The 12,114-nt window shown below is 40.6% G+C and carries 12 protein-coding genes and 1 other annotated feature; of the genes, 4 read left to right on the top strand and 8 right to left on the bottom strand.

The window, feature by feature from the left end; translation table 11 throughout:
• The first annotated feature begins 144 nt into the window (after positions 1-144).
• Together hpf and L2672_RS01835 are read left to right on the top strand one after the other, a co-directional pair.
• Entirely contained in the window at positions 145-495 is a 351-nt protein-coding gene (hpf, locus tag L2672_RS01840) for a ribosome hibernation-promoting factor, HPF/YfiA family (RefSeq protein WP_248994123.1), read from the top strand.
• Positions 496-608: 113 nt separating this feature from the next.
• Positions 609-730: a sequence feature (Phe leader region), on the top strand.
• 35 nt (positions 731-765) lie between these two features.
• Positions 766-2,706: a chorismate mutase gene (locus L2672_RS01835; RefSeq protein WP_248994122.1), complete on the top strand. Its 1,941-nt coding sequence runs from the start codon at positions 766-768 to the stop codon at positions 2,704-2,706.
• A 110-nt stretch (positions 2,707-2,816) separates the two neighbouring features.
• On the opposite strand, the gene L2672_RS01830 is transcribed toward L2672_RS01835, so the two are convergent.
• From L2672_RS01830 to ffh, 8 genes are all read right to left on the bottom strand, one after another.
• Positions 2,817-3,152, bottom strand: a complete 336-nt coding sequence (locus L2672_RS01830) for a hypothetical protein (RefSeq protein WP_248994121.1) — start codon at positions 3,150-3,152, stop codon at positions 2,817-2,819.
• 122 nt (positions 3,153-3,274) lie between these two features.
• Positions 3,275-4,414 (bottom strand): bifunctional chorismate mutase/prephenate dehydrogenase, encoded by a 1,140-nt coding sequence (tyrA, locus tag L2672_RS01825; protein ID WP_248994120.1) that lies wholly within the window; start codon positions 4,412-4,414, stop codon positions 3,275-3,277.
• A 14-nt stretch (positions 4,415-4,428) separates the two neighbouring features.
• A complete protein-coding gene (locus L2672_RS01820) occupies positions 4,429-5,520 on the bottom strand; it encodes a 3-deoxy-7-phosphoheptulonate synthase (RefSeq protein ID WP_248994119.1) in 1,092 nt (363 codons plus the stop codon).
• A gap of 288 nt (positions 5,521-5,808) precedes the next feature.
• A complete protein-coding gene (gene rplS, locus L2672_RS01815) occupies positions 5,809-6,162 on the bottom strand; it encodes a 50S ribosomal protein L19 (RefSeq protein ID WP_248994118.1) in 354 nt (117 codons plus the stop codon).
• A gap of 34 nt (positions 6,163-6,196) precedes the next feature.
• Complete coding sequence (gene trmD, locus L2672_RS01810) at positions 6,197-6,943, bottom strand: tRNA (guanosine(37)-N1)-methyltransferase TrmD (RefSeq protein WP_248994117.1); 747 nt, start codon at positions 6,941-6,943, stop codon at positions 6,197-6,199.
• A 15-nt stretch (positions 6,944-6,958) separates the two neighbouring features.
• A complete protein-coding gene (rimM, locus tag L2672_RS01805) occupies positions 6,959-7,489 on the bottom strand; it encodes a ribosome maturation factor RimM (RefSeq protein WP_248994116.1) in 531 nt (176 codons plus the stop codon).
• A 20-nt stretch (positions 7,490-7,509) separates the two neighbouring features.
• Positions 7,510-7,761 carry a 30S ribosomal protein S16 gene (gene rpsP / locus L2672_RS01800; protein ID WP_160053063.1) on the bottom strand — a complete coding sequence of 84 codons (252 nt, stop codon included), beginning with the start codon at positions 7,759-7,761 and terminating at the stop codon, positions 7,510-7,512.
• Positions 7,762-7,952: 191 nt separating this feature from the next.
• Positions 7,953-9,326 (bottom strand): signal recognition particle protein, encoded by a 1,374-nt coding sequence (ffh, locus tag L2672_RS01795; protein ID WP_248994115.1) that lies wholly within the window; start codon positions 9,324-9,326, stop codon positions 7,953-7,955.
• A 347-nt stretch (positions 9,327-9,673) separates the two neighbouring features.
• On the opposite strand from ffh, the gene L2672_RS01790 reads away from it, so the two are divergent.
• Positions 9,674-10,462 (top strand): cytochrome C assembly family protein, encoded by a 789-nt coding sequence (locus tag L2672_RS01790; protein ID WP_248994114.1) that lies wholly within the window; start codon positions 9,674-9,676, stop codon positions 10,460-10,462.
• 321 nt (positions 10,463-10,783) lie between these two features.
• Positions 10,784-12,076 (top strand): HlyC/CorC family transporter, encoded by a 1,293-nt coding sequence (locus L2672_RS01785; RefSeq protein ID WP_248994113.1) that lies wholly within the window; start codon positions 10,784-10,786, stop codon positions 12,074-12,076.
• The last annotated feature ends 38 nt before the right edge of the window (positions 12,077-12,114 follow it).

The raw sequence follows: 12,114 nt of genomic DNA, 5'->3' as shown, positions 1-12,114 counted from the left end.
TTGGCCATAATTTGCTAAAAATGTCTGTCAGTTCAAATTCGCATCACCTAGGCATATCATCACAATAAAATGTGATTTACATCACATTTATCGGGTGGGAAATTGGTATTCTGAAGTTAAGCAACATAACAAAAGGTTCTAAATATGCTGAAAATCACTAGCAAGCAACTTGAAGTCACTGCCCCAATCCGTGAACGTATAGAAGGACAATTTGAAAAACTAACTCGACACGATATTCAACTTATTAACCCACACGTTATTATCACACAGGAAAAGCAGTTATTTAAAATTGAGTCTTCAATAGGCTTGCCAAGTGGTGATCTATTTGCCCAGGCGAAAAATGAAAACCTTTACGCAGCAATTACTGCAATGGGTAAAAAGCTGGAAAAACAGCTAAATCGCCTGACTCATAAACCTCAAGCTCAACGTCATGCTACATTTGAAGATGCAGAAGATGATTTTGAGTACGTATATAAGGAGGACACAGCAGCTTGATTTTAATTATTGATACCGAAGCGCACCCTCTGGTGCGCTTTTTTATTGGCTTTTATTCATTATGAGCAATTTTACATTGACAGTCACAAGGCTACGTTTTAGTTTTAACCCATGAATATTTTTACGCGCAATATTTTTATTTTGTTTTTTATGCAACCCATTTAGGGAGGCGGTTTTTGTGTATAAAAAACAAAATGAAAATACCAAAGCCTCCCAACCGGGGGGCTTTTTAGTTTTAAATTATCAGATTAACTATTTAAAGAGGCTAGTATGAACAAACCACAGGGGTTGAATTTAACGCGAGAGCAAATTACTGCGTTAGATAATGAGTTACTATCCTTATTGTCAAAAAGACGTGAGCTCAGTTTAGAAGTTGCCAAAAGTAAAGAAGTGGACATCAGGCCAATACGAGATACGCAACGAGAAAAAGAATTACTTGAAAGACTCGTTATTGCAGGCCGAGAAAAAGGCTTAGATGCACACTTTGTTATCTCGCTATACCAAAGCATTATTGAAGACTCAGTGCTTAACCAGCAAGCCTTTTTACATGGTCGTGCGAACCCAGATACTCAGAAGACACAATATACCATTGCCTTTTTAGGCGCTCGAGGTTCATATTCTTATTTAGCAGCAAGCCGATATTGTGACCGTCGCCAAGTCAATATGATTGATTTCGGCTGCCAAAGTTTCGATGACATTGTTAACGCCGTTGAATCAGGCCACGCTGACTATGGCTTTTTACCCATTGAAAACACTTCTTCTGGTTCAATTAACGAAGTGTATGATGTGCTACAACATACTAGTTTATCCATTGTGGGCGAAACAACTATCGAAGTAGGTCACTGTTTACTGGCAAAACCGGGAACCGATTTATCTAATATCAAAACCGTTTACGCTCATCCACAGCCCATTAGCCAATGTAGCCGATATTTAAGCCAACATCCTGAGTTTAAACTTGAGTACTGCTCTAGTAGCGCAGAAGCGATGACTAAAGTAAATGACGCTGCAGATAATAATGTTGCCGCAATAGGCAGTGCTGAAGGCGGCTCTTTATATCAACTCAGTGCGATAGAAGAGGGGCTAGCCAATCAAAAAATCAATCAAAGCCGTTTCATTGTTGTCGCTAGAAAAGCCGTTGAAGTGCCGTCACAACTTCCAGCCAAAACGACCTTAATTATGGCAACGGGACAAAAGCCAGGCGCATTGGTAGAAGCACTGTTAATATTAAAAGCACATAACCTAAACATGTCTAAATTAGAATCTAGACCTATTCCAGGTACGCCTTGGGAAGAAATGTTTTATATTGATATTGACGGCAACTTAGCAAATCAAGATGTGCAGCAATCCATTAAAGAGTTAGAACGTTTAACGCGCTTTATTAAAGTATTAGGTTGTTACCCATGTGAAACGGTTAAACCAACCCAATTGACTCAATCTCAATTATTGATCGAACCTGAAAGTTCAAAATCCACTGAAACTAAACCACTTTCAGAAGTATCAAATTCAGCAAAATATAGCCGCCAATATCAACCGGAAGATAGTGAAGTTATGTGTAAACAATTACACATAGGCGGAGCACATTTTGCCGCAATTCAAATTGCCGACCTGCGGCTTGATGATACCGCGTTAGCAACGTTAGCAAAACAAAGTAAAGAAACAGGATTTCAAGCACTGATCTTGCAGCACTCGGCTACTGCAGTGAATGAGTTACAACTTAAAAAGTCAATCAAAGTCATTGAACAAGCCGGATTAGTGAGTGGCTACTTAATTGAACAAGAAGCTGATTTAGTCACGGCTAACATGGTCGACTTACTCATGTTAACGGGACAGCAGATGTATAACCAAACCATCCTCAATCAGTTAGGCTCTTTGAACATTCCCGTGATAATTGAACGCAATAATATGGCGAGTGTTGAAGACTGGCTACAAGCAGTACAAACAGTGTTAGAGCAAGGAAATCAGCAGGTAATTTTATGTGACTCAGGTGTGCGCAGTTTTGCTCAACCTGATCAGATCGCCTTAGATTTATCAGCTTTAGTGACCTTGAAACAACAATCTCATTTGCCGGTGATTTGTAATCTAATTCAAGAGGACTGTGAGTTTAAATCAGCTAAAGCAAAGGCGGCTAAACAGCTTAATGTTAATGGCATCATAATGTCTTTACCCTGTAATGATACTGACATCAGCCTTTTACGTGAGCTTTACTGCTAAATGAGCGACGAATACTAATTTCTGTTAACCATACCGCATCATCATAAAAAATGCCGCAATCTAATGAAAAGATAGCGGCATTTTTACGACCGGTTGAAACAACAAAGTGGTTAAACCATCAATCCTTCATTTAAACTAAGCCAGCCTTTAACAATACGATAGCTAAACCACATCACTCCTAAAAGGTATATCGATATACTCAGCCACATAGGGTTCATCAAATAGCCCACAATACAAAATGGACATAGGCCAATAATAGATAAGCGCTGCCACCGAAGGTGCGACGCTAACAGGGTATTAGGTTGAATATTCTTTTGAATTAAATTCAACCAAAAGCTCATCAAAACGGGAATAAAGAATAAAGGAAAGGCGCTCATTAGCGCATAGAGAAAATGACCAACGGTGTTATCTTGAGTTGCCTCAGTAGGCAGCGATTGAGTCGTCATGGGCAGTCTCCGTGTGAATCTAAGGCCTAGTATAAAATCATGACAAATTAAAGACGTTTTCATGACTCTATAAACATAAGCCCTAGGTCGATTTTACGCAATTAAAGATAGATTAAAAAAGCTTAACCCGTCTTCATATCGTTTACCGATTGCAGCATTGCACGACTTTCATGTTGGAATTGAGGTGCAAAATCACCAAACCATTTAGCGACACGTTTGAACTCTGCAACAAATGCATCTCTATCACCTGACTTTAGCATCGCTAATGCATCACGATAATTATCCAAGTAGTCAGCTATCACATCTTGACTACCTTGTTGGGCAAATATGATATCGGCATAAAGCTCAGGATCTTGAGCAAACAAGCGCCCTACCATCGCTAACTCTAACCGGTAAATAGGTGAACTAAACTGCAGTAAAGTGTCTATTTCAGCATCTTCTTTACACAAATTCATACCGTAGACAAAACTGGAGAAATGACGCATCGCCTGAACTAATTGCATGGCCTTGTCATGTTTTACCGGTTCAGCTTCAACGATTCTTGCCCCCCAAATAGCAATTTGATCCAATAACCATTGGTACGCTTCAGCTTGACGGCCATGACAAACCACTACAACCTGTTTTGCTAAACTTCCTACATCAGGGCCAAACATTGGGTGAAGCCCCACTACAGGCCCTTTATGAGCCAGTAACATAGTATCGACTGGTTGCTCTTTAATTGAGGTTAAATCTGCTAAAATACACGTATCTGGTAAACGAGTTAAATGGGTTTTAATGACATCGCAAGTGACTTTAATGGGCACAGTAACCAACACCATTCCTGCGCCATCAAATAAAGCGTCAGCACGCTGCCAATCATTTTTATCTAAGCTCTTAACGCTGTAACCAGACAATGTCAGCATTTGCGTAAATAACTGACCCAATTGCCCTTCACCGCCAACCACGACAATATGCCCTAAGTCATGCTTAACTTGCTTAAAACCAACATCTTTTTCGTTTAAGTAAGACTCGCGCATCAAGCGTCGAAGAATATCTTCAATCAACTGAGGAGAAATATTCATTTTCTCAGCTTCATCACGACGCTTAGCCAGCATAGAGGCTTCACGCTGAGGGGCGTATATTGGCACCCCAGCCGCATGTTTTACCGCACCAACTTGTGCCACTAAATCTAATCTTTTGCGTAGGAGATGCAGCAGTTGTTGGTCTACTCCGTCAATTAAATCGCGTAGTTTTTCTAAATCAGCAGTGGTCTTTTCGTTCATGGTGTTTTTCATCATTAACCGTTAACTACTTGCTGTACATCAAACCGTCTAGGGAGTACAGCAGATAACTGGTTAGCGCCTTGTCGTAAAATGGTTTCAGTTGTAGCCCAATCAATACAGGCATCCGTTACAGATACGCCATACTCTAGCTCATTCAATGGCTTGTTAGTACTTTGATTACCTGCATTTAAATGGCTTTCTAGCATAACACCAATAATAGACTTGTTGCCTACTGCGATTTGATTAAATACGTCTTCACATACCTGTTTTTGACGGTTATGGTCTTTAGATGAATTACCATGACTACAATCTACAACTAAACGCGCATTCAGCTTAGCTTGATGAATTTGTTGTTCACACTCTGCGACACTTTGAGCATCATAATTTGGTTTTTTACCACCACGTAAAATAATATGCCCGTCAGGATTACCCGCTGTTTGTAATAAACTGACTTGGCCTTCTTGGTTAATCCCCATAAAGCGGTGGCTACTGGCGGCAGATTTAAGTGCATTAATGGCGACATCAAGTTTACCGTCGGTACCATTTTTAAAGCCCACCGGCATTGATAAACCCGAAGCCATTTCACGGTGAGTTTGTGACTCAGTTGTTCGAGCACCAATGGCTGACCAAGTGACTAATTCAGAAATATATTGCGGGCTAATTGGATCTAACGCTTCAGTTGCCACAGGCAACTCTAGCTCAGCAAGCCAAATCATCAATTCACGCGCCATTCGCAAGCCTTTTTCAACATCAAAAGACTCATCCATATTCGGGTCATTAATTAATCCTTTCCACCCTACTGTGGTTCGCGGCTTTTCAAAGTAAACTCGCATTAAAATATAAAAGTCATCGCTTAATTCATCATGTAACTTCTTTAATTTTAGAGCGTATTCTTTCGCAGCATCAATATCATGGATAGAACATGGGCCGGTAACGACTAACACCCGATTGTCACGTTTATGGACAATATCCGCTACCGTTTTACGTGCATCAAGAATATAACGATAAGCATGCGCAGATAATGGAAGCTCTTGCTTTAATTGTGCGGGGGTTGAAAGCACTTGTTCAGAACTAATATGAACGTTATTGATAGTATCTTGCTGCATGTTATCGACTCACTTTAATGGTTTACATGGGATCAAAAGTTAATACTTAATTAAACTGACTTCAGTTATCTAACTGACTTTATCAAACTCAACCTGTATCACTGTAACGCTACATCATTACAGCTTAGGAGCTACTATGCCTGTGTGCGTTGCGCAGATCAAGCAATATTTTATTTAATTTGTGTCATAAGTGAAAATGGTCAAATTAACTGAATTTTAGAAACAAAAAACCGCCTTTCGGCGGTTAATTGTGCGAACACTGCATCTTTTAAACTAAATTGATAACTATTACTTAGTTGCCAATTTTTCACGGATACGTGCAGATTTACCTGAACGCTCACGTAAGTAGTAAAGTTTAGCACGACGAACACGGCCGCGACGCTTAACTTCGATGCTTGAGATTAATGGGCTGTGCGTTTGGAATGCACGCTCAACACCTTCGCCATTAGAGATTTTACGTACTGTGAATGCAGAGTGCAGACCACGGTTACGCTTTGCGATAACCACACCTTCAAAAGCCTGAAGACGCTCTTTGTCACCTTCTTTAACACGTACTTGAACGACTACTGTATCACCAGCACCAAACTCAGGTACGTCTGTTTTCATTTGCTCATCGTTGAGCATTTTAATGATATTGTTCATAACTTACTCCGTTCTAGAATAACTGAAGCGATGACTATTTTGACGAGTCCGTTTCATTTACGAACTGTGCTAATAAAGCCGATTGTTCGTCAGTCAGAGCTAGATTTTCAAATATTTCTGGCCGTCTTAAAAAAGTTCTTCCGAGACTTTGTTGTAACCGCCAGAGTCTAATTTTTTTGTGGTCACCGCTTAACAACACTGCTGGTACATCAATACCATCTAGGTTTTCAGGGCGAGTGTAATGAGGACAATCCAGTAATCCGTCAGAGAAAGAGTCTTGCTCTGCCGAAGCTTGCTTGCCAAGTACACCTGGTACTAAACGCGCAACTGAATCAATTAATGTCATTGCCGGTAATTCGCCGCCCGAAAGCACGTAATCCCCGATTGACCATTCTTCATCCACTTCAGTTTGAATAATACGCTCGTCGATACCTTCGTAGCGCCCACATACTAAAATCAAACTGTCTGATTTAGCTAACTCAGTTACGCCTTGCTGATCCAGCTTACGTCCCTGAGGAGATAGATAAATCACTTTCGCTCTGTCACCCGATGCGGCTTTCGCTGCATGAATGGCATCTCGCAAAGGTTGCACCATCATCAACATACCCGGTCCACCGCCATAAGGCCGGTCATCAACCGTGTTATGTCTATCATGGGTGAAATCACGAGGATTCCACGTTTGCACCTCAAGCAGGCCGTTTTTAACGGCTCGACCCGTCACCCCAAAGTCTGTAACAGCACGAAACATCTCTGGAAACAGGGTTATTACCCCTAACCACATTTGTTGTACCTCGACTTAGAAGTCAGGATCCCAATCCACTAATATCTGTTTACCTTGCAAATCCACTTTTAAAATGAATTGTTCAGGGACAAAGGGGATCATACGTTCCGCTTTGCCAAAAGCATCTTTGGCATTAGCTTTAACAAGTAATACGTCATTCGATCCTGTTTCCACGATCTGGTCGACAAATCCCATGTTATAGCCGTTATTATTGGTCACTTCACAGCCGATAAGATCTCGGTGATAAAATTCATCATCAGCAAGTTCTTTCATTTGTTCTGGCATAATTGCAATCTCACAATTGGTGAGTATTTGCGCCTGTTCCCGAGTGGTTACCCCTTCAAGTTCAGCAATAACTGCCTTACCTTGTGGACGCCACTGGTTGACCTTAACTTCACGCCATTGTCCTTGGTCATTAATAAGCCAAGGAGAATAATCAAAGATACCCTCAACAGAATCGGTATAGGCAGTGATTTTTAGCCAACCTTTAATACCATGACTAGAGCCTAATTTACCCAGTACAATAGGTTGTTGGTTACTACTCATCTATCTATACCTAAACGCCATTAAGCAGCTGCTTTACGTGCGTCTTTAATTAACTTTGCAACACGCTCAGATGTTGCCGCGCCAGTAGCAACCCAGTGCTCAACACGATCTAAATCTAAACGTAAAGTTTCTTCTTGACCACGAGCTAGTGGATTGAAAAAACCAACACGTTCGATGAAACGACCGTCACGAGCATTGCGGCTATCAGCAACAACGATATTGTAAAATGGACGCTTTTTTGCGCCGCCACGAGCTAAACGAATGGTAACCATGCGTTTTATTCCTCTAATGATTTGCTATAAGCAAAAATAAAAACTGGAACCCGTGTTCGCAAAGGTCCCAGAAAGAAAGCCGGAAGATTTTACCTGACTTTGAAACTATTGCAACCAAAATGCCGATATTTACAGCAAAAAGGTATTGATAGCATAAGCCAAGCAATTCTCACCGAGATTGAATAGATAACTTAACGGCCTGGCATCTTCATGCCTGGTGGTAACATACCGCTCATACCACGCATCATTTTTTTCATGCCGCCTTTAGATGACATTTTTTTCATCATCTTTTGCATTTGAGTAAATTGCTTTAATAGGCGATTTACATCTTGAATTTGTGTGCCTGAACCTAAGGCAATACGACGTTTACGCGACCCTTTAATCAAGTCCGGGTTTTTACGTTCTTTAGCCGTCATAGAATTGATAATCGCTTCCATTTGCACGGTCATTTTGCCATCTTGCACTTGCGCAAGAGCTTCTGGTGGCAATTGTCCAACACCGGGCAGTTTCTCAATCATGTTCATCATGCCGCCCATGTTTTTCATTTGCTGCAATTGCTCACGAAAATCTTCTAAATCAAAGCTGCCGCCTTTTTTCACTTTTGAAGCCAGCTTCATCGCTTTGTCTTTATCGACACCGCGTTCCACTTCCTCAATTAATGACAGCACATCACCCATGCCTAAAATACGTGAAGCAATACGGTCAGGGTGGAAAGGCTCTAAAGCGTCGGTTTTTTCACCTACACCTAAAAATTTAATGGGTTTGCCAGTGATATTTCGAATAGAAAGTGCAGCACCACCGCGGGCATCGCCATCAACTTTAGTCAGAATAACACCCGTTAACGGTAAAGCTTCATTAAAGGCTTTAGCCGTATTGGCTGCATCTTGACCTGTCATCGCATCGACAACAAACAAGGTTTCTACTGGCTTAACTTCAGCATGAAGCTGAATAATTTCGTCCATCATAGCTTCATCGACATGCAGACGGCCTGCAGTATCGACAATAACCACATCAATGAACTTCAGCTTTGCGTGGGCAATAGCGGCTTTAGCAATATCAACTGGTTTTTGGCTTACATCTGATGGGAAAAACTCCACTTCGACTTCTGTCGCCAAAGTTTCTAGCTGTTTGATAGCCGCAGGACGGTATACGTCAGCACTGACAACTAATACCGATTTTTTATGACGAGTACGTAATAGTTTACTTAATTTCGCGACAGAAGTTGTTTTACCCGCACCTTGTAAACCTGCCATCATAATGACTGCTGGTGGCTGGGCTGCTAAATCTAGCGCTTCATTAGCTTCACCCATTGCGCGTTCAAGTTCACTTTGCACAATCTTAATAAAAGCTTGCCCTGGACTTAAACTTTTTGAGACTTCTTGCCCAACAGCACGCTCTTTTACGCTGTTAACAAATTCTCTTACTACAGGCAAAGCAACATCCGCTTCTAGTAAAGCCATTCTAACTTCACGAAGGGTTTCTTTGATGTTGTCTTCAGTTAATCGACCGCGACCACTGATAGTTTTTAGTGTTCGCGAAAGTCTGTCAGATAAATTCTCAAACATTTAGTCGCTCTTTAATACGTTCTCGATAATGCGCGCTATTATATACCCAAACGAGATAAAGATGCGCGCTTGCATAATAAAAATTGTTTTTATTGAAGATGTTTTAATTTTTCGCACAGACCAAACAAAGCTGCCAAAGCCTTTCAGATTGAGAAATTTTATGAGTACAAGAGTGACATAAGTAAATTATTTGCAGCTAACAGTAAGATACTGTTAAATTTTGCGTATTAGGTCACTGCCCTTAATAGGGTAGTTCATGTTAATCTTACTGAACAATGTTCGAGTACTTTTAGACTGGGTATTGCGTCTAGTCAACTTGTCCATACTATTTTATAGGTTTATTACGGATGGTTATTTTCTCAGCTTCGGCTATGATTTTTTATTGCATCGCATTGATACTAGTCACAAGCCGACTGTTTCATGTTGATGGGCCAAATAGAAAAATAATAATGGTGATTTCAGCCATTGCGGTCATTATGCATGGCTTCGCTTTATCTAAGTCGATGTATACTGCTGAAGGACAGAACTTTAGTTTAACCAATGTTATTTCGTTAGTTAACTGGATCATCACGCTTTCGTTCACCGTCACGTTGTCACGCTTAAAAGTGATTGTGGTGTTGCCGGTTATTTATGCCTGTTCGATTATTTCTGTAGCCTTGTTATGGTTACTACCGCCTCAATTTATTATTCATTTTGAATTACACCCTGAAGTCCTCGCCCATGTGGTGCTGTCATTAATGGCGTACAGTGCCCTGATGATTGCGGCATTATATGCTATCCAATTATGGCTAATTCAAAACAAACTTAAAACCAAGAAAATGATCATGAGCCCTGCAATGCCACCGCTAATGACCGTTGAGCGCCAACTTTATCATTTGATCGTGATAGGGTTCGTGTTATTAAGTTTATCGCTGATAACTGGCTTTGTATTTCTTGAAGATATGTTTGCGGACGGCAAAGGACACAAAGCAATTTTATCTATTGCTGCATGGGTTGTTTATGGTGCAATGCTGTGGCAACACTTTACAATTGGCTGCAGAATAAGAACAGCGGTACTGTATAGTATCAGTGGTGCGCTATTACTTTCTTTAGGGTACTTTGGTGCTCGAATCGTAAAAGAGCTTATCTTAACTTAAATTGGCTTAAATATTTTCAGTGATATTAAGGAGCTTAACAGCTCCTTTTTGTTAATGATTCATCTTAGTTTATCAGTAATAATCATTAGGCCTCTAATGGTTAAACAGACCGATAATAAATGACGCTACTGGCTAAAAAACAATTAGTACCACTTACCGTTATTGTTGCCATAAACGTTAATTCCCCTCGCATAAAATGATCTTTTTTGAAGTTAATCACATCTGTATCTTGACTCTTATAACCAGTGATTAATAATGTCGGATTAATTCATCAATTTTGGCTGAGACTTTCAGCTTGTTTTGTAACACGGGGCCCTTTCATTGGACGCGATATCAACCAGCGCACTCCTTATATTTCTGTTTGTACTCATTTTAATTTCAGCCTACTTTTCTGGCTCTGAAACCGCCATGATGACGTTAAACCGTTATCGTTTACGGCATCTCGCCGGTAATGGGCATAAGGGCGCACAACGTGCCTTGAAAATGTTAGATAGACCCGATCGCCTTATAGGATTAATCCTTATCGGCAACAATCTTGTTAATATTTTAGCGTCAGCAATCGCCACCATCATTGGAATGCGGTTATTTGGTGATGTCGGAGTCGCTATCGCCACGGGCGCCCTAACTGTTGTAGTATTAATTTTTGCTGAAGTGACCCCAAAAACATTTGCAGCACTGCATCCTGAACGAATCGCCTTCCCATCCAGCTTACTATTAAGATGGTTGCTGATTGTTTTGCTCCCTCTAGTTAAAGCACTTAACATCATTACCAGCTTGTTCTTAAAAATATTAGGCATTAAAAATGTGCAAACTAATGATGCCTTAAGCCAAGAAGAGCTACGAACGGTAGTTCATGAAGCGGGGGCACTTATCCCTCATCGTCACCAAGAAATGCTGTTGTCTATCTTAGACTTAGAAAAAGTGACCGTTGAAGACATTATGATTTCGCGCTCAGATATTTACGCCATTAATGTCAACGATGATTTTAAGCTAATTAATAAGTTAGTCACTCAAAGCCCGCATACTCGCGTGTTAGTTTATCGCGACACCATTGACGATGTCGTTGGTTTTATTCATCTGCGTGATGCATTACGTCTACAGTCAAAAGAGCAATTTAGTAAGTCATCATTGTTACGCGCAGTCAAGGAATTGTATTTTATTCCTGAAGGCACACCGTTAAATGTTCAACTGGCTAATTTCCAGCAAAATAAAGAGCGTATAGGTATAGTGGTTGACGAATATGGGGATATTCAAGGACTTGTGACGCTTGAGGATATTTTAGAAGAAATTGTCGGCGACTTTACCACATCAATGATCACCACCCCGAGTGAAGATATTAATGTGCAACAAGATGGTAGTTTTTTAATTGATGCAACAATTAACATTCGCGACCTAAACAAAGAAATGAAGTGGGACTTTCCTATTGATGGTCCGAAAACGCTCAATGGTTTAATTGTTGAGTTTTTGGAGGACATTCCTGCAGCAAAAACCAGCTTACGCTTGGCAGATTATCAAATCGAAGTGGTTGAAGTGAGTGATAATATGATCAAGCTGGTACGGATTATTCCTAACATTGCTGTGGTAGAAGATGAGGATGAGGAATCAATCAGCTAATCATCATATCCATCTGAAAATAAAAGGCGCTTAGCGCC

Origin of the sequence: Shewanella gaetbuli, assembly GCF_023284065.1 — a bacterium.
Lineage (GTDB): Bacteria > Pseudomonadota > Gammaproteobacteria > Enterobacterales > Shewanellaceae > Shewanella > Shewanella gaetbuli.
Note: the sequence above shows the minus strand (reverse complement) of the source record. Positions and strands in the feature narration are given on the sequence as shown.